Source organism: Paenibacillus sp. NRS-1782 (assembly GCF_050467685.1).
In the GTDB taxonomy this organism is placed as follows: Bacteria; Bacillota; Bacilli; order Paenibacillales; family Paenibacillaceae; genus Paenibacillus; species Paenibacillus terrae_A.
The window spans coordinates 218,050-244,018 of the sequence record NZ_JBITPH010000040.1 but is presented as its reverse complement, the minus strand read 5'-3'; the positions used below and the strand labels follow the sequence as shown (position 1 = coordinate 244,018).

The 25,969-nt window shown below is 47.3% G+C and carries 28 protein-coding genes; all 28 read right to left on the bottom strand.

Annotated features, from left to right (window positions below):
• Window positions 1-3: 3 nt before the first annotated feature.
• Window positions 4-465: a chemotaxis protein CheW gene (locus tag ACIFQM_RS15875; protein WP_014281101.1), complete on the bottom strand. Its 462-nt coding sequence runs from the start codon at window positions 463-465 to the stop codon at window positions 4-6.
• A gap of 62 nt (window positions 466-527) precedes the next feature.
• A complete protein-coding gene (locus ACIFQM_RS15870) occupies window positions 528-2,627 on the bottom strand; it encodes a chemotaxis protein CheW (RefSeq protein ID WP_430065759.1) in 2,100 nt (699 codons plus the stop codon).
• Window positions 2,628-2,660: 33 nt separating this feature from the next.
• Entirely contained in the window at window positions 2,661-4,181 is a 1,521-nt protein-coding gene (gene cheB / locus ACIFQM_RS15865) for a chemotaxis-specific protein-glutamate methyltransferase CheB (RefSeq protein WP_430040230.1), read from the bottom strand.
• Window positions 4,182-4,211: 30 nt separating this feature from the next.
• Window positions 4,212-5,099 carry a MinD/ParA family protein gene (locus ACIFQM_RS15860; protein ID WP_430048623.1) on the bottom strand — a complete coding sequence of 296 codons (888 nt, stop codon included), beginning with the start codon at window positions 5,097-5,099 and terminating at the stop codon, window positions 4,212-4,214.
• Window positions 5,096-6,502, bottom strand: coding sequence for a flagellar biosynthesis protein FlhF (gene flhF, locus ACIFQM_RS15855; protein ID WP_430040234.1), 1,407 nt, complete (start codon window positions 6,500-6,502; stop codon window positions 5,096-5,098). The genes ACIFQM_RS15860 and flhF overlap by 4 nt, the downstream gene beginning before the upstream one ends.
• Window positions 6,499-8,532 (bottom strand): flagellar biosynthesis protein FlhA, encoded by a 2,034-nt coding sequence (flhA, locus tag ACIFQM_RS15850; protein ID WP_430040236.1) that lies wholly within the window; start codon window positions 8,530-8,532, stop codon window positions 6,499-6,501. The genes flhF and flhA overlap by 4 nt, the downstream gene beginning before the upstream one ends.
• Window positions 8,533-8,555: 23 nt before the next feature.
• Window positions 8,556-9,668 (bottom strand): flagellar biosynthesis protein FlhB, encoded by a 1,113-nt coding sequence (gene flhB, locus ACIFQM_RS15845; protein WP_430040611.1) that lies wholly within the window; start codon window positions 9,666-9,668, stop codon window positions 8,556-8,558.
• Window positions 9,668-10,453, bottom strand: a complete 786-nt coding sequence (gene fliR / locus ACIFQM_RS15840; protein WP_430040238.1) for a flagellar biosynthetic protein FliR — start codon at window positions 10,451-10,453, stop codon at window positions 9,668-9,670. Before fliR ends, flhB begins: the two co-directional genes overlap by 1 nt.
• Before the next feature lie 9 nt (window positions 10,454-10,462).
• Entirely contained in the window at window positions 10,463-10,732 is a 270-nt protein-coding gene (gene fliQ / locus ACIFQM_RS15835; protein WP_014281093.1) for a flagellar biosynthesis protein FliQ, read from the bottom strand.
• A gap of 37 nt (window positions 10,733-10,769) precedes the next feature.
• The gene (gene fliP, locus ACIFQM_RS15830; protein WP_430040241.1) at window positions 10,770-11,525 is read right to left on the bottom strand and encodes a flagellar type III secretion system pore protein FliP; all 756 of its coding nucleotides are present in this window, start codon (window positions 11,523-11,525) and stop codon (window positions 10,770-10,772) included.
• A complete protein-coding gene (locus ACIFQM_RS15825) occupies window positions 11,522-12,055 on the bottom strand; it encodes a flagellar biosynthetic protein FliO (RefSeq protein WP_014281091.1) in 534 nt (177 codons plus the stop codon). The genes fliP and ACIFQM_RS15825 overlap by 4 nt, the downstream gene beginning before the upstream one ends.
• A 12-nt stretch (window positions 12,056-12,067) precedes the next feature.
• Window positions 12,068-12,433: a response regulator gene (locus ACIFQM_RS15820; RefSeq protein WP_014281090.1), complete on the bottom strand. Its 366-nt coding sequence runs from the start codon at window positions 12,431-12,433 to the stop codon at window positions 12,068-12,070.
• A gap of 29 nt (window positions 12,434-12,462) precedes the next feature.
• The gene (gene fliY, locus ACIFQM_RS15815) at window positions 12,463-13,770 is read right to left on the bottom strand and encodes a flagellar motor switch phosphatase FliY (protein WP_430040244.1); all 1,308 of its coding nucleotides are present in this window, start codon (window positions 13,768-13,770) and stop codon (window positions 12,463-12,465) included.
• A complete protein-coding gene (gene fliM / locus ACIFQM_RS15810; RefSeq protein ID WP_192510529.1) occupies window positions 13,760-14,758 on the bottom strand; it encodes a flagellar motor switch protein FliM in 999 nt (332 codons plus the stop codon). Before fliM ends, fliY begins: the two co-directional genes overlap by 11 nt.
• 42 nt (window positions 14,759-14,800) lie before the next feature.
• Window positions 14,801-15,274 carry a flagellar basal body-associated FliL family protein gene (locus ACIFQM_RS15805; RefSeq protein WP_430040246.1) on the bottom strand — a complete coding sequence of 158 codons (474 nt, stop codon included), beginning with the start codon at window positions 15,272-15,274 and terminating at the stop codon, window positions 14,801-14,803.
• Window positions 15,271-15,495, bottom strand: coding sequence for a flagellar FlbD family protein (locus ACIFQM_RS15800; protein ID WP_014281086.1), 225 nt, complete (start codon window positions 15,493-15,495; stop codon window positions 15,271-15,273). The genes ACIFQM_RS15805 and ACIFQM_RS15800 overlap by 4 nt, the downstream gene beginning before the upstream one ends.
• A gap of 60 nt (window positions 15,496-15,555) precedes the next feature.
• Window positions 15,556-16,365 (bottom strand): flagellar basal-body rod protein FlgF, encoded by an 810-nt coding sequence (gene flgF / locus ACIFQM_RS15795; protein WP_430040248.1) that lies wholly within the window; start codon window positions 16,363-16,365, stop codon window positions 15,556-15,558.
• Window positions 16,366-16,470: 105 nt separating this feature from the next.
• Window positions 16,471-16,851, bottom strand: a complete 381-nt coding sequence (locus ACIFQM_RS15790) for a TIGR02530 family flagellar biosynthesis protein (RefSeq protein ID WP_134910133.1) — start codon at window positions 16,849-16,851, stop codon at window positions 16,471-16,473.
• Window positions 16,844-17,380 (bottom strand): flagellar hook capping FlgD N-terminal domain-containing protein, encoded by a 537-nt coding sequence (locus ACIFQM_RS15785; protein ID WP_430040251.1) that lies wholly within the window; start codon window positions 17,378-17,380, stop codon window positions 16,844-16,846. The genes ACIFQM_RS15790 and ACIFQM_RS15785 overlap by 8 nt, the downstream gene beginning before the upstream one ends.
• A gap of 18 nt (window positions 17,381-17,398) precedes the next feature.
• Window positions 17,399-18,862, bottom strand: a complete 1,464-nt coding sequence (locus ACIFQM_RS15780) for a flagellar hook-length control protein FliK (RefSeq protein ID WP_430040253.1) — start codon at window positions 18,860-18,862, stop codon at window positions 17,399-17,401.
• Between the two features lie 27 nt (window positions 18,863-18,889).
• Window positions 18,890-19,873 (bottom strand): magnesium transporter MgtE N-terminal domain-containing protein, encoded by a 984-nt coding sequence (locus ACIFQM_RS15775; protein WP_430040255.1) that lies wholly within the window; start codon window positions 19,871-19,873, stop codon window positions 18,890-18,892.
• Between the two features lie 47 nt (window positions 19,874-19,920).
• Window positions 19,921-20,364, bottom strand: a complete 444-nt coding sequence (fliJ, locus tag ACIFQM_RS15770; RefSeq protein ID WP_044644869.1) for a flagellar export protein FliJ — start codon at window positions 20,362-20,364, stop codon at window positions 19,921-19,923.
• Between the two features lie 10 nt (window positions 20,365-20,374).
• Window positions 20,375-21,694 carry a flagellar protein export ATPase FliI gene (gene fliI / locus ACIFQM_RS15765; RefSeq protein ID WP_044644870.1) on the bottom strand — a complete coding sequence of 440 codons (1,320 nt, stop codon included), beginning with the start codon at window positions 21,692-21,694 and terminating at the stop codon, window positions 20,375-20,377.
• The gene (locus tag ACIFQM_RS15760; RefSeq protein WP_430040258.1) at window positions 21,681-22,517 is read right to left on the bottom strand and encodes a FliH/SctL family protein; all 837 of its coding nucleotides are present in this window, start codon (window positions 22,515-22,517) and stop codon (window positions 21,681-21,683) included. Before ACIFQM_RS15760 ends, fliI begins: the two co-directional genes overlap by 14 nt.
• Window positions 22,510-23,526 (bottom strand): flagellar motor switch protein FliG, encoded by a 1,017-nt coding sequence (gene fliG, locus ACIFQM_RS15755; protein WP_283655626.1) that lies wholly within the window; start codon window positions 23,524-23,526, stop codon window positions 22,510-22,512. Before fliG ends, ACIFQM_RS15760 begins: the two co-directional genes overlap by 8 nt.
• A gap of 11 nt (window positions 23,527-23,537) precedes the next feature.
• Window positions 23,538-25,124 (bottom strand): flagellar basal-body MS-ring/collar protein FliF, encoded by a 1,587-nt coding sequence (fliF, locus tag ACIFQM_RS15750; RefSeq protein WP_430065757.1) that lies wholly within the window; start codon window positions 25,122-25,124, stop codon window positions 23,538-23,540.
• A 35-nt stretch (window positions 25,125-25,159) separates the two neighbouring features.
• Entirely contained in the window at window positions 25,160-25,474 is a 315-nt protein-coding gene (gene fliE, locus ACIFQM_RS15745; RefSeq protein WP_283655624.1) for a flagellar hook-basal body complex protein FliE, read from the bottom strand.
• A gap of 39 nt (window positions 25,475-25,513) precedes the next feature.
• Window positions 25,514-25,966 carry a flagellar basal body rod protein FlgC gene (gene flgC, locus ACIFQM_RS15740; protein WP_430040263.1) on the bottom strand — a complete coding sequence of 151 codons (453 nt, stop codon included), beginning with the start codon at window positions 25,964-25,966 and terminating at the stop codon, window positions 25,514-25,516.
• Window positions 25,967-25,969: the final 3 nt, after the last annotated feature.

Below are 25,969 nucleotides of genomic sequence, written 5' to 3'. Positions count from 1 at the left end.
AAATTAATCCTCTAAGCCTTCCAGTTGGTTCATTTCACTCCGATTCAGCACCTCAGACAAATTCAGCATGATGAGCAAGCGCTCTTCACCGATTTTAGCGACTCCACGCAAATATTTAGCCTTGACTCCGCCAACGACCTCCGGTGGTGTCTCAATGTTGTCGGTATTCAGGTCAATTACGTCGTTCGCCGAATCAACGATAAAGCCGACTTGCATCTCACCCACTGCAACGATGATAATTCGGGTTTGATCAGTATACTCCGCCTCAGACAATCCAAAACGACCACGTAAATCAATAACGGGAATGACCACACCTCTCATATTGAATACGCCTTTGACAAAATCGTATGTTCTTGGAACACGTGTAATCGGCACCATGCGCTCAATGGATTGGACTTTTTCTACTTCGACACCGTATTCCTCTTCACCAAGTTTAAATACGATAACTTTAATTTCTTCTCCCATGTCTAAAAACCCTCCTTATGGATGTCAGCAATTTCACATTTCTTTCATTTTTAATGAAGACATTATTTAATGAAAACATTAGGGTCAATGATCAAAGCAACCTGACCGTCACCCAGAATCGTGGCGCCTGAAATTCCTTGGATGTTCGGAAGGTATTTGCCAAGGTTTTTAAGGACAATTTCACTTTGTCCCAAAAAATCCTGAACAGAAAGTGCTGCCAGACGGTCACCCTTGCGGATAACAACAACCTCTGTCTCTTCTTCTTCATCCTCATTGAAGTCTGGCACTTCAAACAGCTGACTCAAGGAGATAAGCGGAATATGGGATTCGCGGAAAGCGATCATTTTGTTGCCGTGTACAGAACGGATCTGTGTCCGTTTGACGATCGCAGTCTCCACAATAGAAGACAACGGAATCGCATATTTTTCGGAACCGATCTGTATCATCATGGCCGCAATAATGGATAGTGTCAGTGGCAACTGCACAGAAAAATTAGTTCCTTTTCCCAGGACAGAATGAATCGTAACGTTACCACCAAGGGAAGTGATTTTAGATTTAACTACATCGAGTCCAACGCCGCGTCCTGAAACGTCCGAAATGACCTCAGCTGTACTGAATCCCGGAGCGAAAAGTACTTGATGGGCCTCTTCATCGCTCATTGCAGCTGCTTGTTCCTCAGTCATAATCCCTTTGTAAATGGCACTTTTCAGTACCTTCTCACGATTAATGCCGCTTCCATCGTCTTCAATCTCAATGAAAACGTTATTGCCACTGTGGAAAGCACGTAAATGAACTGTTCCTGTCTCCGGTTTGCCTGCCGCAATACGGGTCGCTACTGGCTCAATGCCGTGATCCACAGAGTTGCGCAGTAAATGCACTAGCGGATCACCGATTTCGTCGATAACGGTACGGTCCATTTCAGTGTCCGCGCCAGTAACGACCAAATCCAACTTTTTATCCAGCGATTTGGCTAGATCACGCACCATACGCGGGAAACGATTGAAAACCGTGTCCACGGGTACCATCCGCAATTTAAGCACAACATTTTGCAGGTCACTGCTTACGCGGCTCATATGTTCTACCGTTTCAGTCAGCGCCGGATTAGAAGCCTCACTCGCCAGCTGCTCCAACCGTACACGGTCAATAAGCAATTCACTGAACAAATTCATCAATACGTCCAAACGTTCAATGTCTACACGAATCGTACGGTTGTGCGTAGGTGCTGCAGGCTTGGCTACTTGAGCTTTACCATCAGCTGGCTTCGCACCGGAGGCCGCAGTTGGAGACTGCGGCTGGGATGCAGCGGACTGTTGTTGTACAGCTACCGGGGCTTCCTGCACCGCAGCAGTCTCTGCCAGCCCAGCCTTGACTTCGCTCATTTGCTTAAGCGATTCCTGATCCAGCTGTACAACGGAGACAGATTCGATTTCGGAAATACCAGCAATTTCCTTCTCCAGCTCTCCTACCTCTTTCTGCGTTATGTAATATAACGAGAAATTTTGTTCGAATTTCTCCTGCTCAATATCCTGTACAGACGGATAAGCTTTTACGATTTCACCGGAGTTCTCCAGCGTATTAAATACCATAAAGGCACGTGCAGCCTTCAACTGGCTTTCTGAGCTAATCGTTACCTGTATATAGTGAACCCGATGCCCTTCAGCAATAGATTGCTCCAGTACAGAATACTGGAACTGATCCAGCACAAGACCCGCGCTTTCACTATCCGCCGCTTTTTTCGGCGTAACCGCCTCAGTAACAGCATCTGTGCCAGTTTTTTGGAAATCGCCACGCACGATGGATTGCAGTGAAGCTACAATAGAGGATACATCCGCTTTTCCATCGCCACCCTCTGTAATGTTCTGTACCATGGACTCCAACGCATCCAACCCTTTAAAAAAGGTATCGAATATAAATTCCTGCATCGCAAGCTTGTTGTTACGTACTAGATCAAGAACGTTTTCCATTTGGTGAGTGAGCGATGCCAGGTCTTCAAAACCCATTGTAGCAGCCATTCCTTTGAGGGTATGGGCAGACCGGAAAATCACCTGAACGATGCCCAGATCGGTAGGACTACTTTCCAGTTGAAGCATTTTTTCGTTAAGAGATTGCAGATGATCATTCGACTCATCAATAAACATGTTTAAATATTGGTTCATGTCCATTGTGAGACACCTCCTCCATGAGTTACACTCCGATTATTTCACAACTTGTACAAGCTTGGGGGCGATCTCCTGCATCGGCAGAAGGTGGCGCACACATTTTAACTCTACAGCCGAGCGGGGCATTCCGTACACTACGCAAGTTTCCTCATTTTCAGCAAATGTGGACTGTACCCCTGCATCATAAAGCTTTTTCATCATTTTAGCCCCGTCGCTTCCCATGCCAGTCAGCAACACCAGATGCCGTTCCAGAGTGGTTAACGGGAGTAACGATTCGAACATCGTGTCAACAGAAGGCCGGTGACCGTTACGAGCTTCTTCCGTCTTCAGTGATACGGTGTATTTACCACTGGCTCCCGGCACAATTCTCAATTGATATCCTCCCGGAGCAATATAAGCTGTTCCAGTCTCCAACGTCATCCCCTGCTCAGCTTCAACCACCCGGAGCGGACTCAACGTATTCAGACGCTGTGCCAGCGAACGGGTAAAGTTTGGCGGCATATGCTGCACGATGACAATCGGAGCGGGAAAATTCCCCGGAATGTGTTCCAGCAACGTCTTGAGCGCACGCGGCCCACCCGTAGAACATCCGACTGCCACCAGCTTGCGAAAGTTGGGCGAATACACTCCTCCTTTTTTAAGAGAGAACCCCTTAGGCACTGCTGGAACTATTGGCGCCGTCACTGGGGGCGTAGCAGCCATAGAAGCAACTGGAGCCGAAGGAACCGGCGTAGTAGACACCGTTTTTCGAGGCTCCGGCTTGATTAGCCCTCCCTTATCCGTGGCGTGCAACAATTTGGCTGCAGCCGTATCGGAAATATTTAGTAGCCCTGGCGTACGTTCAGCTGCCTTAGGTGGCTCCTCCTTCTTCTGCGTAACAGGTGCTTGCGCCGTCTTCCGTGGCTGGGCGACCGGCTTACTTAAACGGCTGTCAGACACAGAACTGCCCGTCTGTGGCCGTTTCTGTTCAGGCTTGGCTGCCGGAAGAGACTTTCCAGTATCCCTCTTCGACGGAACCGGTGCAGCATTTGCAGAAGCAATCGGTGAAATAAGAGCCTTACCTTCCGCTCCCTTGTCAGCCACAGCTTTTCCTTCTGGAATCTGCTCCAGCGCCGCTTTTCGTTCGTTAGCTTCCTTGCGCTCCAATCGGCTGCGGACTGCTTGCATAGCGGTGTGCATCTGCTCCAATAGCGCCTTGCCCACCTGCTGGATATCCTGAGCATGAGAGATGGAGGGCTTCCGTATAAAATCGAAAGCTCCTGCTTCCAGAGCCATAATGGTCTCCTTCATACCTTGTTCATTAATACCAGAGAGCATAATGACCGGAAGCGGATGGGCCGCCATAATCAGAGGGAGCGCTTCAAGGCCATTCATTTCAGGCATCTCGACATCCATTGTGACCAGGTCAGGCTGTAGCTCCTTCACTTTCTCTACTGCCTCTTTGCCGTTGGCGGCTGTACCTGCGATGTCGAACGAATCATCCCTTACAATTAAATCTGAAACAATTTTGCGCATAAAGGCCGAATCATCCACAACCAGCACCCGGTAAGCACACATGTTAAACACCTCTGTTTTCTTTCATCAAAATCATTGCGCCGAACGCCGCAACCATTTTTGCATAAACCCTTTGATTCCACTTAAAGCACCTGAATGTGGAGCCTGTGGCATCGCTGCAAAGCGATGCGCCAGATTCAACACATCTCTGGATGCCTTACATCCCGGATAAGCAATTGAAAAAGGCACCTGCCTTTTGACTGCCTGCATGACATGATTGTCATCACTGATATGTCCCAGCAACGGAATGTCGATCTCCAAAAATCGTCGGGCAACTAGCGCTATCTTATCAGCAACTTGACGGGCCTCATTATCGTTATCGGCACGATTGACTATAATTTTGAATACTGTATCCTTTTGCAATCCACTGACGACTTTGATCAGCGCATAAGCATCCGTTAAAGACGTCGGCTCTGGCGTAGTTACGACCATACATTCGTCAGCGGATGTGATAAATTTAAGATTTTCTTTAGATAACCCCGCACCGGTGTCAAACAAAACATAATCCATATCTGCGGCAATTTTCTCCACCTCATCGGCAAAATAGTTCAAATCGTCATCGGATAAAGTAAACAGCTCGCTCAAGCCCGATCCTCCAGCAATATAAGGTAAGCCTCCAACGCCCGTTTGAACAATTTCGGCCATTGATTTTTCACGTTTTAACAGGTGAAGAAGATTGTATCTTGAATTGGCACCCATCAACACATCAATATTGGCCATACCGATATCTGCATCAAATACGAGTACCTTTCGGCCAAGTGATTGCAAGGCCAAAGCAAAATTAAGGGTGAAATTAGATTTGCCCACACCACCCTTACCACTGGTGACTGTCACTATTTTGGCATGACGATTACGTGCAGGCAGTCGATACTTATCTAGGGCTGAAGCCATTTGCCTAAGAGATTGGGCTTGATCACTCATACAGAATCCTCAGTATCTCCTGACGATTCTGTGGTTCCGAACAGGAGGTTTGTCACCATTTCTGTATCTGGATGCAGTAGATCGTCAGGTACATTTTGACCGTTCGTAATATAGGCCAGTTGCATAGGAAACTGGTGCAACAGATTAAACATACCACCACAACTACCTGTCTCATCCATTTTGGTAAATACAACCTTACCAAGGCCAAACTTACTGAAATGTCCGGTTATGTTGAGCATATCCTTGCTTTTGGACGTTAGGCTAAGCACTAGATACGTCTCACTTTCCTTAATAGGTGAAAGCAGACTTTGCAATTCCGAAACGAGTAGCTCATTACGGTAATTTCGTCCTGCAGTATCCATCAGGATCAAGTCACAATGCTCCAGACGCTGAATAGCTCTGTGAACATCTCCGGGAGATTGCACGACTTCAAGCGGAACATTCAAAATCGTAGCGTATGTACGCAACTGTTCGACAGCCGAGATACGGTACGTGTCAGAGGTAATAAATCCGACTTTGCGTTGATGCTTAAACAGCTGTTCTGCCGCCAGCTTGGCAATGGTCGTCGTTTTTCCCACTCCGGTTGGACCTGCCACATACACAATTTTGGTATCTTTTGAGATGCCCTTGTCCAGCCTTTCCCGAATGAAACCGGCCACTTCTGCACGAAGAGCATGTTCCCAATCAAAGGATTCAGGATCAGACGGATGCTCACTTCGGCGCTCATATACCCGTTCAAGCCAATGCTCCAGCAAATCGCGTTCCACTTCCTGCTCCAGCATACGCTCACAAATCTTTTGTAACGGTTCCGGCCAAGTATTTTCCATCACAGAATTGCGGGAAATTCGAGTCATCATAGCTTTCATTTCCCGTAATTCATGAAGCAGGGCTTGATTTTCCTCTGCCCCTATCTTGTCTGGAAGGCTTGCCTCTGAAGGTAGCTTAAACAATTTATTGGTAAAAACTTCTTTTTCTGTTTCCACATTATAACCAGCCTCGTATGAAGAACGCTCTATGCTTGAGGCAGCTTGTTCGGAGCCAGCCAGCAAATCAGCCAACCCCTCCTTGGAACTGTTCGTCATTTGCGTTACCCGTCGATAGGCTTCAGGTGCGGCTTGTCTGGGAACCACTGGTGACGATGGTACTTCCTGCTGCTCAGGAGCATTCATGGGTGGAAAAGCCTCAACCGACTGCTGCTGTGACGGTTGGACCCGTCGTGGTTTTTGAAGCTGCTGCTCCTCTACCGCAGCGACGACCTCGATTTTCTTTTTTCCGAACATACCCATGAATCCGCCGATCTTCATTTCCTTGGTGCTCAAAATGACGGCATCCGTTCCGAAATCACCTCTGATTTGCATCATGGCCTCCGGCATTGTATCCACTACATATCGTTTCACTCTCATAAGTTCACCACCCCGACACTTTGAATTTCAACGTTCGGCTCCAGCTCACTGTACGACAGTACCGGGACATCCTGCATCGTCCGTTCCATCACTTGCCGCAAATACATACGAATCGTCGGTGATGTTAATACGATAGGCTGCTGCCCAGATTGAATGAGACGATTGATTTGCTCCATCATCCTTTGATACACCGTCTGCGTGGATACCGGATCAAGTGCCAGATAGCTGCCCTGCTCCGACTGTTGCACGCTTTCGGCAATTTTCTTCTCCAGCCCTGGCCCCACGGTAATGACACGTAGCGTCTCTCCCTGCTGGGCGAACTGTTGAGTAATCTGGCGAGATAACGCCTGGCGAACATATTCAGTCAGCACGTCCGGATCTTTTGTATAAGTGCCGTAATCAGCCAGCGTTTCGAAAATGGTCACCATATCGCGGATGGAGATTTTTTCTTTTAACAGCTTGGCCAGCACTTTTTGTACATCTCCAATCGCCAACACAGAAGGAATAAGATCGTCCACAAGCACCGGATAATTTTCCTTGAGATTGTCGACCAGCGACCGCGTTTCCTGTCTGCCAAGCAGCTCGTGGGCATGTTTCTTAATCGTTTCCGTCAAATGAGTAGCTACAACCGAAGGAGGGTCCACAACCGTGTAACCGGAAAGCTCCGCAACATCCTTGGTATTCTCATCAATCCAGAGCGCAGGCAATCCGAAGGCTGGTTCTGTCGTTTCGATGCCTGTAATGGAATCGTCGTCGTATCCCGGGCTCATTGCCAGATAATGGTTTAACAGCAATTCCCCGCCGCCTACCGTATTGCCTTTAATTTTGATTACATACTCGTTCGGCTTGAGCTGGATATTGTCCCGTATACGAATGACCGGCACAACCAAGCCCAGTTCCAGCGCACATTGACGACGGATCATAATAATCCGGTCTAGCAAATCCCCGCCCTGCTGCGTATCAGCCAGCGGAATCAGCCCGTATCCAAACTCGAATTCGATCGGATCGACCTGAAGTAAATTAATGACACTTTCCGGACTGCGCACCTCTTCAATCTGTTGCTCTTCTTCCAGCTGTTCATCAGCAATCTGCTTACGTTCCATATTGCCCTGCATTCTTCGGGCCGCCAAAAACAACAGAACAGCCAGTGGAAGGGTCGTAATGATATGAATAGGAGTAAACAAGCCCAACAAAGCAATCGTGGCAGCCACGATGTAAATTAGCTTTGGATATGAAAAGAGCTGCTCCGTCAAATCATCCGCCAAGTTTCCATCAGATGTAGCACGTGTAACGATCAGACCTGACGCTGTTGAAATGAGCAATGCGGGGATCTGGCTAACCAGTCCATCACCAATGGTCAAAACGGAGTAAGTAGACAGCGCCTCCTGAAACCCTTTACCCTGAACAGCCATACCGATAATAAAACCGCCGACCAGGTTGATAATCAAAATGATGATACTGGCAATGGCGTCACCTTTAACAAATTTGCTGGCACCATCCATTGCTCCATAAAAATCCGCTTCCCGCTCAATTTTACTACGCCGTTCACGGGCTTGCTGTTCGTTGATCAGACCTGCGTTCAGATCAGCATCAATACTCATTTGTTTACCCGGCATCGCGTCCAGTGTAAACCGTGCGCCTACCTCAGCAACCCGCTCGGAGCCCTTGGTGATCACGATAAACTGCACAACCACAAGAATCAGGAAGACAACAAAACCGACCGCAATTTGTCCACCTGCAATCCAACTACCGAACGTAGCCACTACTTCCCCGGCATGTCCCTCACCTAAAATGAGCTTGGTCGTCGAAATGTTAAGCGCCAGACGAAACAAAGTTGTGATGAGCAGCAATGAAGGAAAAATAGAGAACTGTAAAGCTTCCTTCGTGTTCATGGACACAAGTAGAATCATCAAAGCAATCGATATATTGATCACGAGCAAAATGTCGAGCAACCATGAAGGGATCGGTAGAATCATCATAAGAACGATGCCGATGACGCCTGCAAGGACGGTTATTTCTTTTATTTTCACGGGTCTCTTGGCCTCCGATCCCTTTATTTCACTTTACCTTTTAATTTATATACATACGCCAGCACTTCGGCAACAGCCTGGAACAGATCAGCTGGAATGGCATCCCCGATTTCGGCTCTTTGAAACAGCGCTCGTGCCAGCGGCTTGTTTTCCATCGTTATAACGCCGTTTTGCTTGGCAATTTCCTTAATTCGGAGCGCTACGTAATCTTGCCCTTTCGCAATAATCTGCGGCGCTTCCATCTCCGAACCATCATATTTCAAAGCCACAGCAAAGTGCGTAGGGTTAGTAATGATGACATCTGCATTGGGAACTTCCTGCATCATGCGCTGCATGGCCATACGACGCTGTCGTTCACGAATTTTCCCTTTGATCAGCGGGTCACCTTCCATTTTCTTGTATTCATCCTTAATGTCCTGTTTGGACATCTTCAGATTTTTCTCATGCTCATAGCGTTGATACATATAATCCAATACTGCTAAAACGAACAGCACCGCACCAATTTTGAGTCCCAGCTCCATTGTTAACGAAGCCGTAAAGCTCAACATTTGGTCACCGGACATTTCGGCCAGCTTGGGTAAGTCTGCTTTTGTTTTCCACAGCACGCCGTACACCAGATAACCGATCACGGTCATTTTTAAAACAGATTTGAGGAATTCGACCAGTGATCGCATGGAAAAAATATTTTTAAATCCTTTAATCGGGTTAATCTTGCTAAACTTGGGTGTAATCCCCTCTCCGGTTAACAGGAAACCGATCTGCATGTAATTCGCCACGATCCCGATGACAATGGCCCCAATAAAAATAGGAGCCAGCATAATCATGATTTGCACACCATACTCACCCATCATCAGCATTGTAGTGTTCGGCGTTACTTCCATTAATAAGCGATTTACAAAAACATCCCGAAACAAGCGAACCGCATGATCCTTGAAATACCCGCCAAAAATCATTAGGCAGAAAAACGTTACCAGCAGGACACCTGCTCCGGGCAACTCCGTACTTTTGGCAACCTGCCCCTTTTTCCTGGCATCCTGCTTCTTTTTGGGTGTGGCTTTTTCCGTTTTTTCCCCTGAGAACAACTGCAGGTTCATAGCATATTTAAATGACAAACTACGTTCCTCCAAACCAGATATTAAAGACGGTTGCCCATAATATCCAACAAGTTGCGCATGGATTCGAACATCACAGTAAACAATTTTTCGAAAATAAAAGCAAAACTCGGCATCAGAAGCAATAACATGAACAGTCCCACAATAATTTTAAGCGGCACACCAATTACAAAAATGTTAAACTGAGGAGCCGTTTTAGCCAAAAATCCGAGTCCCACATCCGTTAAAAAAGTAGCTACTACTATAGGAGCAGCAATTTGAAAAGCCAGCATAAAAGATTCAGCAAAGGAACGAATCAGAAATTCCGTCACACTGCCTCCATACAGCTTTACAAAAAAATTATTCGTCAGCGGCACCCAATCATAGCTGTATAAAATAGCGGTAATCAGGTGATGATGCCCATTTAAACTTAAAAAGAGCAACACGGCTATCGCAAACTTGAAATTTCCCGTTAAAGGCGACGAAGCTCCTGTCATCGGGTCAAACACACTGGCCATCCCGAAACCCACCTGAAGGTCAATAAAGGAACCTGCGGTTTGGATCGCTGTCATGAATAAATAAGCGGTAAAACCCAGCAACAACCCAATCAACACCTCGCGACCCACCAACAGCACATACGCTGCATCCGTCGGTACTTGCTGATGCATTCCATAAGTGAGGTACACAATCAATGCGAGAAATCCCGATATACCAACCTTAAAGATATTAGGTACTCCTCGGGTCGAAAAAATAGGTGCTACAACAAAAAACGAGGTAATCCGACAAAAAATCAGCAAAAAAACAGGAAAACTCTGTAACAACATGTCCATAACTTCAGCCTAACCTATATATTTGTACAAATTGTCCAGAATATTAAACGTAAAATCCACTAATGTCGTCAATATCCAAGGTCCGAACAAGAGCAATGCCAGTAATACGGCGACAATCTTCGGAACAAATGCCAAAGTCTGCTCCTGAATTTGGGTTGTCGCCTGAAAAATACTGATAATCAAACCGACGACCAGTCCCAAAATCAGCATCGGAGCACTAACTTTAAGCACTGTGTACACCGCTTGTCCGGCAAGGGAAATAATAAACTCCGAAGTCATTGCCGTCCTCCTTGATTGCTGTCCCTACGGGAAACATTCATGTGTTAAAGCTCAGAAGCAATGATTTGACGACCAGATACCAACCATCTACGAGCACAAACAGCAGTATTTTAAAAGGAAGCGAAATCATCACCGGCGGCAGCATCATCATCCCCATAGCCATGAGCGTACTCGCCACCACAATGTCAATAACCAAAAAAGGTATGAAGATCATGAAGCCCATCTGAAATGCTGTCTTTAACTCACTAATGGCATAAGCCGGAACCATCACCGTTAATGGAATATCCTGATAGTTTTTCGGTTTTTCCATCTTGGTGTATTTCATAAAGAGCAGTAGGTCCTTCTCCCGTGTATGAGAGAACATAAAGGTCTTGATGGGTACCGCAGCCTTGTCCAGCGCCTGCGACTGTGTCAAATTCCCCTTGAGATACGGCTGGAGGGCAGTTTCGTTCATAGCTGAGAACGTCGGCGCCATAATGAATAAGGTAAGAAACAGAGCCAGCCCGACAAGCACCTGATTAGGTGGCATCTGCTGAGTCCCCAGCGAGGTGCGAACAAAGCCCAGCACGATCACAATTCGCGTAAAGCTTGTCATAAGCACAAGCAACGCGGGCGCTACACTGATGACAGTAATAAGTAAAATAATAGACAGCGAGGTGGCACCGGGCTGTCCTTTATCCGAGTTGCCGACTTGAATATCAATGTTCGGAATCGGTTCCGCAGAGGCCGCCGTCACCGAAATGAAGCTGAACAAGACCAGCAGCAAACATGCAAGTATAATCTTTTTTCTCATGAATCTCCCGACCGATCTGTAGTATTCTCCTCATTGCGCAGCTTTTCGAGTTTATCCTTACGATTCGGCATCTGCCGAAGCTTGGATTCGAACATCTCGTGAAAAGACGTTTCCTCTTCAGGCTGCTGCTGTGCCGCGGTGTTCCGGCGAAGCTTATCCGCAATTTTAGCGAATAGCGGGGCAATCGGGCCGCGCTGCAGAGAAGCTTCCTGCTCCAGTGCGGCCAAAATTTGCTCCACTTCTTCAGGATCGGATACTTTGTCAACAAGCCGGATATCTTCTCCCACACCAATGAGGTACACACTGCTGCCAACTTCAACAAGCTGAAGGGATTTGTTAGGACCCAGCCCCACGCCTCCCAGTATGCGAACGGAGCGGTTGCTGAACCAGCTCTGATTTCTTTTACTCAAAAACCGTATCAAGTACACGATCAGTACGATGATAAAGATCAGCACGAAAAGGACCCAGGCAATGTTGCCTATATTGCTGGATGTACTCAATGCGTCAGAGGCACCCTGTTGTGTATCCATACCGGATGCGCCTTACACACCCAGTGTTTTGTTGATGGCTTCGATAACCCGATCCGATTGGAAAGGCTTAACAATAAAATCTTTTGCGCCTGCTTGGATAGCATCAATAACCATCGCTTGCTGACCCATCGCGGAACACATAATGACCTTTGCGTTCGCGTCAATTTTTTTGATTTCCTTCAGAGCGGCAATGCCGTCCATTTCGGGCATCGTAATATCCATCGTAATCAGGTCCGGACGAAGCTCCTTGAATTTTTCAATAGCCTGTGATCCATCCTGGGCCTCTCCTACTACTTCATATCCATTTTTGGACAGGATGTCCCGAATCATCATTCTCATAAATGCAGCATCGTCCACGATCAAAATACGGTTTGCCATCTGAAATAAATCCTCCCTAAATTATGCTATTATTGTAATTTTTGAATACGGTCCCATTGGCTTACAATATCCGTCACACGCACGCCGAAGTTCTCATCGATGACGACAACCTCGCCTTTGGCAATCAGTTTGTTGTTAACAAGAATGTCCACTGGCTCTCCAGCAAGCTTGTCCAGTTCAATAATTGAACCTTGTGAGAGCTCTAGAATATCTTTAATTTGCTTTTGGGTCCTTCCTAATTCTACGGTGACTCTAAGGGGAATGTCCATCAATAAATTTAAATTGTTTTCATCCACTTGCGCAAATGCACCGGACTGCAAGTTTGAGAATTGTACAGGCTGCACATTTACATTTCGTCCCGGTATCGAACCATAATGATGAGGCGCTCCATAAGGGGCCTGCGGTGGGACACCTCCAGCCATTCCATAACCTGGTGCTCCCTGCTGACCGTATCCAGGGTCTTGAGGGTACATAGGCGGTTGCTGTCCATAACCTGCATCCTGCGGCGTCTGTACAGGCATCTGTGCGGCTACAGGCGGCTGTTGATACGTTGGTGCGGGTTGCTGTTGCGGAATCTCGGTTTGTTGCGGCACTTCTGGAGCAGTCGTTGCAGCTACTTGCTGTGCCGACGCTTGCGGTTGCTCATCTTCCTCTCCGCCATTCATCAGAATGCTCACCATCTTTTTAGCAAAATGCACAGGCAACAATTGCATCAATGTAGAGTCAATCAGGTCACCGATCAACAAACGGAAGGATACTGTAATCAACGTCTGTTCGTCTGGCAGGCTGGATACTCCATCACCATGCATTGGATCCAAAATATCAATTCCAGGTGGAGAAATATTAACAAAACGGTTAAACATAGTAGACATTGAGGTTGCCGACGAGCCCATCATCTGGTTCATCGCTTCCTGCACAGCGCTGATATGAATTTCATTCAATTCTTCATCTACCGGATTTCCTTCACCGCCAAGCATCAAATCCGCTATGACCTGCGCATCACGCTTTTTGATCACGAGCGAGTTAATACCCTCAAATCCATCTACATAATTCACATGTACCGCAACGTGCGGCTTAGGAAAAGTTGTTTCGAATTCAGAACGGGTAATAATTGAAACTTTAGGGGTTGTAATATCAACCTTTTGACCGAGCAGTGTGGAAAGAGCTGTCGCTGCGCTGCCGAACGTAATATTACCGATCTCTCCGAGAGCATCCTGCTCCAGAGGAGTCAGAAAATCGTCAACGGTCTTGTTGGCGGGAGTAGAATCCGTGCCCGCTTCAGACTGTTTCAGCAGGGCATCAATTTCCTCCTGGGACAAATAGTCTTTACTCGTCAATTTCTTCAACTCCTTCGCTGACAATTTCATCAATCTGTACGGCAACACGATCTTTTACCATGCCGGGACTTCCAAAGAATTTCAGTTTTTCGCCCACCCGGATGGAGAGCCCTTCCTTGACGGGTTTGTTCAATGAAATGACGTCCCCCACCGAAAGGCCCAAAAACTCGGCCACATTTATTCGGGATTCACCTAGCTCGGCAATAATGGGAAGTTGCGCTTTTGTGACCCGTAATCTCAAGGCGTCAATCTCTTCAGGCGCCCTTGATTTCTTTTCGGATGTAAACCACTGGTGCGTGGACAGTCTAGCCATAATAGGCTCCAATACCACGTGCGGGATACAAAGGTTAATCATCCCTGTGGTATCACCAATTTTGGTACTAAGTGAGATTAGGGCAATCGTTTCATTTGGTGAAACAATCTGCATAAACTGCGGATTGGTTTCCATTGCCTCCAAACGCGGTTCAATGTCCAATACCGTTTTCCAAGCCTCTTGCAGGCTGTCAAAGGTACGACTAAAAATCCGCTCCATGATTGTCGTCTCAATTTCTGTCAACGCGTTAACCTTGGACGGCGCTGATCCGGTTCCTCCGAGAAGCCTATCCAGCATTGCAAAAGCTACGTTCGGGTGAACCTCAAGCACCATGCGTCCTTCCAGCGGCTCAGCTTCAAAAATGTTCAAAATGGTCATTTTTGGAATGGAGCGAATGAATTCATCATAAGGAAGCTGCTCCACCTGAACGACATTAATTTGGACAAACGTCCGGAGCTGTGCTGAAAAATAAGTGGTCAGATACCGCGCAAAATTTTCGTGTATCCGCGTCAAACTCCGAATATGATCCTTGGAAAACCGAAGCGCTCTTTTGAAGTCATAAGCGCGAACTTTCTTTTGGGTATCTTCTTTTTTAAGTTCTTCCGCATCCATTTCACCGGACGATAGAGCTGCTAAAAGGGCATCAATTTCCCCTTGCGACATTACATCCACCAATGTTATTCACCCCCTTACATGTTCTGACAAGTTCACCTGGAATCAAATGGCTGCCAGCAAAAAGTCTGTAATTTTGGCGTTCCCCAGGTGACCTTCAGGGAGCGACTTGTTGATGAGATCCGTCAGCTTGTCACTGAACTGGTCCCGGCCTCTAGCTGTTCTGAGCTCATCAGGCTTGGTGTCTGCAAGTAATTGAATAACGATTGGCTTGATACTGATGTCCTTGATTTTTTCAAAAGATTCCTTTGCTTTTACATCGTTTAATTGAAAGGAAAGGTTCATTTGGACAATATAATCAGCGTCTGCCAAATTTGTTTTGATACCGGTAATTTCAGAACTCACTTCCACTAATTCATCTGCTGACAGTCGGGGAAGCTGTTCTGTTTGAGCGGCTTGCGCATTTGGAGTGGCTTCCGACTTCTTCCCACTAAGCGCTGGTATAAGTACAAAGGCCGCACCTGCAATCAAAGTAATCGCGAGTAAAATTGTAATGAGCCATGGCAGCATCTTTTTCATTCGTCTTCCTCCATTTGTTGCACTTTTATCGTGGCGGCATGTATGCCGATTTCACGGCTGTAACCCTTGATCAAGGAGACGACATCTGCCGCTTTTTCCAGTACAATCAACCGTTTTCCCGTCACTAAAGTGACGTATGTATCCGGCGTTTCCTCCACAGTCTCAATGAGCAGAGCATTAAGCCACATAGGCGAGCCGTTCAGCCGCGTTAACGGAATCATCGTAACACCAACCTCCTGATAGGAGCGGGGAAGCCTTTACTTCCCCGCCTTTAGATGCGATTATCGTTTCAAGTTTACAACTTCCTGAAGCACTTCATCCGAGGTCGTAATGATACGCGAATTCGCCTGGAAGCCGCGCTGCGCTACGATCATTTCGGTAAATTCACCTGTCAAATCGACGTTGGACATTTCCAGCTGGCCCGCAATGATAGCACCCCGGCCCTCCGAATTGGCTACTCCAGGCTCAATTACATCAATATTGGAGTTAACGGTGGTACGGTACAAGCTACCGCCGATTTTCTCCAATCCTTCCGGGTTTGTGACTGTGGCAATACCAATTTTCGTGCCAGTGTCCACGGTGCCATCTTCCAATTGCTGTACAATCGTACCGTCCTGTGAGATAGAGAACGAAGTCACATTGTCATTCAGTATGATTGGATCTCCACCCTCGTTTCCTACGAAAAACCCATCTGAGGTAACCAAATTTCGGCTCGCATCCACGTGAAAATCACCCGCGCGAGTCAGATAAGGAACATCCTGTGCATCATTCATTTTGATCAGGAAAAATCCGTCACCGTTAATCCGCAAATCTGTCGGATTGTTCGTAGTCATGGCACTCCCTGGAAGATGAAGTGTATCTATCGAGCTGACCGATACCCCTAAACCGACCTGCTTAGCGTTTTGCCCCGCAGTAGTCGTTCCGTCCGGTGCACTTGCGCCCGAGCTCGTCTGGCTCAAAATATCCTTGAACATGACACGGCTGGACTTGAAGCCTGTTGTATTTACGTTTGCAATGTTGTTACCGATAACGTCCAGCTTTGTTTGAAAGCCCTTCATACCCGATACACCCGAATACATTGATCTCAACATTGAGTATAAATCCTCCTCTGAATGCTTGCTTGATTAACCGCATCAGTCGATCCGCGGCTTCTTCATGGCTTTCCTGCTCGGGCCAGCCATTTATCGCTAAATTTTCTATGAAATAATAACGGCGCTATCAATTTGCGTAAATACGTTATCCTGCATGGATTGCTTATCCATTGCAGTAACTACTGTCCGGTTGGGCACACTTACGATCAACGCCATATCCTGCATTAAAATCAATGATTCTTTGGCACCTTTGGCAGCTGCTTTATCCACTGCAGAGTTAATCTTCGCCATCTGGTCACTTCTCAGCTCTATCCCCCGCTGCTCCAAACGCTTGGCTGCATGGTTGCTCAGCTTGAGTACTTGATCCTGCAACACCTGTCCGAATGGCCTACCATCCTTCGGTACCGGATTTACCCGGTTCTGCGAGATCGCTGCTGGAGGGACATTGGCGGGAAAAAGACGCCCGACCGTTATCCGGTCATTCATGTGTCTCACCACTTCCAGTAGAGGAAGAAGTTGCAGTATCCGCTGTTCCTGCCGAGGAAGCCATTGTTTGAGCTTGGCTTACTGATGTCACATCTTTCAGGGCTACCTCTGACTTTCCGATTTTGGCATACTGTACACCGTCACGAATAACGATGGAATCCACGATTCCACTTTTCACCGCACCTGCGCCCGTTTCACCCGTAATTGAATCCTTTTTACCTGCCTCAATCCAGCTGACTTCCTTTCCAATCAAACCGGAGGATATGCCTAAAGACTGTCCCAACGTATTCAACTGGGTAGAAATGTTCATCAACTGCTCCACCGAAGAAAATTGCGCCATTTGCGCGATAAATTCCTTATCCTCCAGAGGCTGCATTGGGTCCTGGTTTTGGAGCTGGGTAATCAAAATTTTCAAAAATTGATCCTTACCCATCGTTTTGGTATCCTTGGCGCTTGCCGTTTTGACGTTATTCACGTTGTAATTCGGCCAGACGTTACTGGTGGATACATTATTGTCCGCAGTCGTCATTGTGTTCTCACCTCCATGCTACGCTTGTGCTGTAAAGGAGCCAGTCCGATTTACATCATCTGTGCGTTGTTCTGCTGTCCAATTGCGGAGTTCCTCCGCCATTTCAGCTACCTTTAGAGCATCCTCGGCTTCTTCTCTACTCCGCGACTTGGAACGTTGCTCGGATTGTTGCTGCTGATTTGCACCTGATCCACGGCCATCCTGATACATGTGGGAAGAAAGTGATTCATTTTGCGTGACTTCCACTTTATCTACCTGAATACCCTGGCTTTGAAGACTTGCACGCAGCTGTGACATTTGCTGTTCAAGCAAATCCTTAGCTCCACTGTGCTCAGTCATGAACTGGGCGACCAAGTGCCCATTCTGCATCGTCAGTTTAACTTCCAGCTGTCCCAAATGATCCGGGCGAAGCATGATAGTCGCTTCCGTTAACCCAGAATGTTTCACGATATCAAGCTTTTGCACTACAAATTCCGTCATTTCCTTAGCAAATTGTCGTACATGTACAACAGGCTGCGCCGGAGCGGAAGGAGTTGTACCTTGCGTCTGCACTGAAAGCTGGCCTGCGGTCGTAACCACAGAAGTTTGACCATTGTTCGCTGTCGGATCAGCCTGCTCGGCTACGTCTACTACACCAGTTTCATCCGTTGAAGTCGCTTTAACAGCGGCTTGAACATGAATATTAGCTGCTGAACGTTGTCCTTCTGTACCTTGCTGGCTTGTCCCACCTTGACTCGTCTGCTGCTCAGTAGCAACAACCTGTTTGTCTGTAGAAACAGCCGTTAATGACTGAGCGCCATTCGCCCGATTCGCGGAAGGCTGAACTGCTTGTGAATCTGTGCCATCAACAACCTCTACAGCTTTCAGTACGCCGGTCCACTGCTCATCGGAAATAGCTCCCGTACCAGCCGTCGTATTTTGAAGCGATTGTAACAGCTGTGTAATCTGGGACTTTTGGTCTCCTGTAGCCTGATTCGCTACATTTGCAAGCTGTGACAAAGCATCCTGTAATGCAAACCGAATGGTAGCTGGATGAGCTGCCAAAGCCGTTAAGCCTGCCGCCCCATTCGTTCCTGCCCCGTCTGTTTGCTGCTCCGCTCCACCGCCTAAAAACTGTTGTACTTGCTGAACCCACGACTGCAGAGCTGCAAGCAAGGCTGGATCAGCTGTTACCTGATCATCCAGCTTTTCAAGATTTTGCAGTAATGGAGCCAATGTCTCGACAAGCGGTGCTGCTGAAGCTTCTGTCGATTCTCCGGCAGTAATCAACGGCAGCACCATAACTAATGGAGATTTCCCAGCATCTGTACCTGTAGAACCCGTTTGTCCGCCAGTCATCATTTGCGTAAGCGTCTGATTAAAACCACCGCCTGTGGCTCCTGCAGCTGCCGTCCCTGCTGTTGAAGTTGTCGCTGTACTAGCTGTGCTACCAGCCGTCTGACTGGAACTGCTGAGAGATACACTTTGAGAAATAAGTGTCATTTATTTTTTCACCTCCCTTCATTTAAATCACTTGCTACCCATCAGCTTGTTCAAAATTTTCGCCGTCTGTGCAGCATCCTTCGCAGACATATTTTGCAGTAAAGAAGCACGTGTCGAATCATCTACTGTATTCAATATGTTTAATGCCTTGTCCGGACTGATTTTGTAAGTTTGTAAAATAAGCTCGGCACCACTTTTCTTGTCCATGGAAGCGAATGTACTGCTAATTTGAGTGTTTTGCAGATTTTTACTCGTTGTTCCCGCTGTTGTGCTTTGGTCCTTTTTCAAGCGGGACTGCAACGCAGCCAACGACAAATCGGTAGATGGCGTTACGTTTTTCAGAGCCATCGTGATATCGGCTGCTTTTTTAGCATCCATCTTTTGCAATATCTTCGCACTGTTCGCTGGGTCCATGTAGCTTAACAACTGCACCGTTTCTTCGGTTGTCAAGTTTTCCATAATCGGCGCTGCTTTACTTGCCGTCATTCCTTCATACATGGAAGCAAGATCTCTGGCCTGTTTTACATATGGGTCTTCATTCGCTGTTCCGTCTGCCGCTTGCGTACCTGTCTGTCCCTGCTGACTCGCCTGCGGCTGTTGTTCCTGTTGCGTTTGCAACGTACTAACCTGATTTTGCAGTTCTGTAACTTTTTTATCCTGAGTTGTTTTAGCAGTGGCAGCCTTTTGGAGTTCCTCCGTCTGCTTGGCCAAATCTGCCTTAAGCTGCTGGATAGTGGCTTCGGAGCTTTGGGACTGGGCTTTCTGATCAGCCTCTTTGCTCTTGGCAACCTTGTCTTTTGGTTCAGGAATCCAATTCTTCACAATCGGAATCTTGTTTCCCAATGAAATCATTTCACTTCTGAAATCCATGTTGAACAGTGTCAGCAGGACCCCGACCAGAACGATTGTAAAAACAATCGGAATCAGGAAAAACATAAACCGTTCAAATCCCCCGCCTGACTCTTTTTCCAAATCCATATCCAGTTCATTTTCTGCTAAATTCCGTGCCATCGTCTTCCTCCTCAGGCAGCTGATATGCGTATCCTGCGACTTTCCGCTTACCGGGCTTTCATGGCAAATCTCACGGAAGCCATTTCATCCAGCTCGTTCTGCTCGCGCAGGAGCATTTCCTGTTGGAATTTCACGTTGGCCTTCTCTCTCGCTTTCAGCCAAACTTGTTCATCCAGCATTTTATCGGTCAAAACGGTTTGTTTGCTTTGCACATTTTGCTGCGCATATTGAACGTCCCTATGCTTGCGTGTGATACATTGATCCAGATGATTGACGTAAGCCTGTAATTCCTGAATGGTAGAGAGCGGCGCGCAATCCTCGGCAGCCTTTTGAATGGCTGATATGACCCGATTCCTTTCGCCTAATAGCTGTATTAATGTCTGCTCCTCAGCCTGCAATTGTCCAACAGCACTGGAGAGCAACCATTCGGCCTGTGACTTTTCGTTGGTTTTCAAGTCTACAACTTTTTGAAAGGAATACTGAAATCTCATCGTTCAACCTTCATCTCCTCGTAAATTCAGAAATCAAACGCTCACGAACCTCGTCCAGCTCAACCTTTTCATCCGTTCTTTGCCTTGTAAAATCCCATATATCCCGTATGCGATCCATAGATTCGTCAATTTCTGCATTCGAACCCTGCTGATAAGCCCCGATGTTAATCAGGTCCTCTGAGTCTTTATAAACCGCCATCAGGCGCTTAATATTCTCGGCAGCGTCAATCTGGTCACGTGGTGCAATATCCTTCATGACCCGGCTAATGCTGGCTAACACATCAATTGCGGGAAAATGTCCTTTATTCGCTATCCCCCGGTTGAGCACGATATGCCCATCCAAGATCCCGCGCACCGCATCCGCGATGGGTTCATTCATGTCGTCACCATCGACCAGCACCGTATAAAAAGCGGTTATGGAGCCTGTAGGCCCGGTTCCCGCACGCTCCAGCAACTTAGGCAAACTGGCGAATACGGAAGGGGTATAACCCCTCATCGCTGGTGGCTCCCCGACTGCCAATCCTACTTCACGTTGCGCCATCGCATACCGGGTAACCGAGTCCATCATCAGCATGACGTTCAATCCGCGATCACGAAAGTATTCAGCGATTGTCGTTGCAATGAGCGCTCCCTTAATACGGATCAACGCGGGTTGGTCGGAAGTTGCCACGATGACTACTGAACGTTCAAGCCCTTCCGGACCCAAATCCCGTTCAATAAAGTCCAGCACTTCGCGTCCACGTTCCCCGATCAGAGCAATTACGTTCACATCTGCTTCTGTATTACGTGCAATCATTCCCATTAGGGTACTCTTACCTACACCAGAGCCTGCGAAAATACCGACCCGCTGTCCTTTACCGATGGTAAGCAATCCGTCAATGGCTCGTACACCGATACTGATCGGCTCCTGCACACGCGGGCGACTCAGCGGATTCGATGGAATGTTGAAGGTCGAGTATCTCGCCATCCGTGAGGGAATCAACGAACCATCCAAAGGTTGGCCCAAACCGTCCAGCACTTTGCCTAACAGCTCTGATCCCACCTGCACGTTCAATGGCTTCCCTGTTCCTACGACATCACAGCCGGGACCAATGGATTGCAGTTCTCCGAGCGGCATCAAAAGTACCTTGTTGTCTCTAAAGCCTACAACTTCCGCTTGCAGTGGCTTAGCCGTTTTACCCGGATAAATGTAACAAACATCCCCGATGCTAGCGTCTGGACCTTCCGATTCCACCATCAAACCGATAACCTGTGTCACTTTGCCGTTTACCCGAACCGGGTCTATTTGTCGCAAATGATCCATGTAGCGCTGCGCATTAAGCCCCTTCATGTCTTCGCTCCTCGTTCTCATGTGCCAGACGCAGCAGTTCCTTTTTGATCTCAGCCAGTTGTGTATCTATCCGTGCATCCACACTTCCAAAGGAAGAACGAATAACACAGCCGCGATCCTTCACAGTTCCATCAGGAATAATTTGCAGTTCTGCCTGCGAATCGACAGTTAATGACAATTCTTCGCGTGCACCTTGCACAAATGCAAAATGCTGAGGCGACACACACAGCGTAATTGTTCCTTTTTCCCGTTTACGAGCCAAGTTTTTACGAATAAGCTCAATTGTATATTCAGGCTCAATACTAAGCTGTTTTTCAATAACTTTCTCAGCAATAGCACTACTTAGCTCGACCAGAAAAGGCTCAGCCTCCTGAATCAATTGCTCCTTGGTCTCATAGGCCTGACGCAAAATATCCTGCGCTTCTGCCATCATCTGTTCCGATTTCACCTGAAGCTCGGCTTCAGCCAACTTTTGGCCTTCCTCATAGCCTTGCTGAAACCCGCCAGCCTTTAAGGACTCTGTTAACTGCTCGTCCTGCTCACGGCGTTCCTGCCACCAGGCTTCAATCTGCTGCTGCGCCTCCTGAAGCATCCGTTCCGCTTCTTCAGCCGCCTCACGAACCTGCCGTTCGGCAAAATCCTTGGCATCATTCAGCATTTCATCCCGGAGCCGTTCAGTCTCGTAATCTCTCTGTGGTTCCGGCTCCATATGTTCAGTTGTGACTTCCTCGTTCGACGTTTCTGGCGCATACGTATGTGCCACATCAATGGTTTTCAAAGCTTCAACAGGCACATATTGGAAAGATTTGATCAAGTTAGACAATGATGTCATCTCCTCCGCCGCGTGCGATTATAATCTCACCGGCCTCTTCCAATCTGCGGATCGTCGATACGATGCGAGTCTGCGCTTCTTCCACATCACGCAGCCGTACCGGTCCCATATACTCCATTTCCTCTTTGAAGGTTTCTGCCATCCGTTTCGACATATTTCGGAAAATCACATCGCGTACTTCTTCGCTGGACACTTTAAGCGCCAACTGCAAATCGGCATTGTCGATATCGCGGATAATACGTTGAATGGAACGGTTATCCACATTGACGATGTCCTCAAATACGAACATTCTTTTCTTGATTTCCTCGGCCAGTTCAGGGTCCTGAATTTCAAGCGAATCGAGGATCGTGCGTTCGGTCCCACGGTCTACCCCATTCAAAATCTGAACAATGGACTCGATACCACCTGCATTCGTGTAATCCTGCGTCGCGGTTGCTGACAGCTTTTGCTCCAGCACACGTTCCACTTGTGAAATGACTTCCGGCGAAGTGCTGTCCATTACAGCGACACGCCGAGCTACCTCAGCCTGCTTTTCCTGTGGCAGGGACGACAGAATCGCCGCCGCCTGCTCGAATTGCAAGTACGATAGCACGAGAGCAATCGTCTGTGGATTTTCGTTCTGTATAAAATTCAAAATCTGGTTTGGATCAGCCTTGCGGGCAAAATCGAACGGTCTTACCTGCAACGTTGCCGTCAGACGGTTAATGACCTCAACTGCTTTTTGCGACCCGAGTGCCTTTTCCAATATCTCTTTGGCATAATTGATGCCGCCTTGGGAAATGTACTCCTGAGCTAAACAAATTTGATGAAACTCAGCCATAATCGAATCTTTTTCCGTTGCATCGACCTTCCGCACATTGGCAATTTCCAGTGTAAGTTGCTCAATCTCTTCGTCACGCAAATGCTTGAATATTTGAGCGGATACTTCCGGCCCCATCGTGATTAGCAGAATTGCCGCTTTTTGTCTTCCCGTTAAACCTTGACTGCTTGCTTTTGCCAATGAACTCACCTCTATTCGTCAGCCAGCCATGTACGAAGCAGATTGACGAATTCGTCGGGTTTCTTTTTCGCCAGACTCTCAAGCTGTTTACGCACTTGACTTTCATTTGTCACACTTTCCATGGTAATAGACGGGAACTCCGTCGGTGTTGGCATAAGTTGCAGATCTTCATCTAATTCTTCTTCCTGCTGCTTACGACGACCGCGTACAATCAGGAAGATTACGCCTGCCAACAGGGCCAGTACAGCAGCCCCGATGCCCCATACCCAAGGGTTGGAAGCTGAGAAAAACGTATTGGTGTTCGCTGGCGCCGGTACGGATTGAGAGAACACTGAAACTTTTTTGGCTAAATTAGCGTCTGTAATAGTAACGCCGGAATTCGCTAATGAAGCTCTTACGATATTAACCAAGATGTTTTGGATTGCGGCCTGAGTTGCTGTATCCAAAGTTTGCTGCCCTGTTGGTGGTTCAACTGCTACATTAATGGTTAAATCTTTTACAGTGTACGGACTTTGGATAATATCCTTTGCAATTCGGTTAACTTCGTAGTTAATTGTGCTTGAGCTCTTATCTGAGCTTGTGTTGCCCGAATTGCTTCCTCCAGGGTAACCAGGTACATCCTGCGTTCCTGTGCCTGCGACTCCTCCGGTTTGTCCACTACTGCCAGTGTAGCTTTCCTGAATTTGCTGGGCACTGATTTCAATGCCCTTCATTTTCGTTTGATCAACTGGTGTGACCATCTGCTCTTTTGACGTTACTTTGTCGAAATTCAGCTGTGACATAACCAGCACATTCACTTTGTCTTCGCCAACAATTTTCGACAAAAATTGTTGGACATTATTCCTTACATCGCTCTCAAACTTCTTCTGCAGAGCCATGTTTTCCTCAACACCACTGGAGAGACCTCCTTGACCGCCCTTGGCCGTTGGAAACAGTTCATACTCCTTATTGGTGATCGTAATGTTTTCTACAGGCAAATTCGGCACAGCCGTCTTTACCAGATTAAAGTATCCGTCGATGGCTTGCTGATTTGGCGTAAAGCCAGGTTCGAATTCCATTTGAACCGAAGCAGAAGCTTTGTCTTTTTCTTCAAGCCCGGCAAAAATGTTTTCCTTCGGCATATTAATGACAGCTTTAGAGCTTTGGACACCATCCATCCGTTCCAACAATTGCTGCACTTCGCCGTTCAATGCGTTATTGTATTTCACATTGAACTCGTTCTCCGTCATACCAATTGCCGAGGAGGACTGGTCAAAGGCACTCATGCCGATTGAACCCTTTTGAATTAGGCCCTGAGACCCGACATCTACCTTTGCCTTATCGGCGTTTGCGGTTGGGACTGAGATTTGCGTCCCGCCAGCATTGAGCTGATATGGAATACCCGCTGAATCGAGATATTTAATGACCCCGGCAGCATCGTTTGCGTTTAAATCCCGGAAAGCCACTTCATACTCGGTTTTAGTAAACTGCATCGTTAGCACTACAATGGCAATGATGATGAATGCCATTGTCGAAACAAGTAATATCTTCTGTTTTTTGCTGAAATTATTCCAATACCCGGAAATCTTATCCCGATATTGGGCGATTCTCTCGTTCACTCCGTCACCCCATCCGAAACTTTGCTAGATCCTCTTTACATCTGTGTACGCATGATCTCCTGATAGGCTTCAATCGCTTTGTTTCGGACTTGAGTAGTAAGCTGCAGAGAAAGCAGCGCTTGTTGGGAAGTGATCAAGACCTGATCAACATCAACTTTTCCTGCCATGAACTGGTCGGACATCGTGTGTGTAGCGGCTTCCTGCTGCCCCACTTCATTGAGCGCATCCTTTAGGAACGAACCAAAATCCTTCAAGGATTCGGAAGGTGTCGCTTTCGTCAACTCATTGTTAGGCGATTGAATTTGCTGTATTGCCGGTGTCTGTACATTAAACATGGCGTTCTGGATCATGTTTTACTCTCCCTATTCTGTAGTTAGTAGTCCTGGAACTTAGCGACCGATTTCAAGTGCCTTGGAAACCATTGCCTTGGATGCATTCAGAGCTGTTACATTGGCTTCGTAAGAGCGTGTTGCGGAAATCATGTCTACCATTTCTTTCATAATGTCTACGTTAGGCATATATACATAGCCATCTTTATCAGCATCCGGGTGACCCGGATTATACACAGGCTTCAAAGGTGACTGATCTTCCTGTATTTGCGAAACCTTAACGCCAGCGGCGCCTATTCCTTTTCCTTCCATTTGAGCCTGCAAAACATCGGCAAACCGAGATTGGTTAGGCTCCAAAACAACCGTTTTTCTCCGGTATGGAACCGCTTGCCCATTCTCCACTTTTGCCCGGGTTGTCTCTGCATTCGCAATGTTGCTTGATATGACATCCATCCGCAACCTTTGGGCCGTAAGAGCAGAGGCGCTGATATCAAAGCCGTTGTTAATCTTCACCTG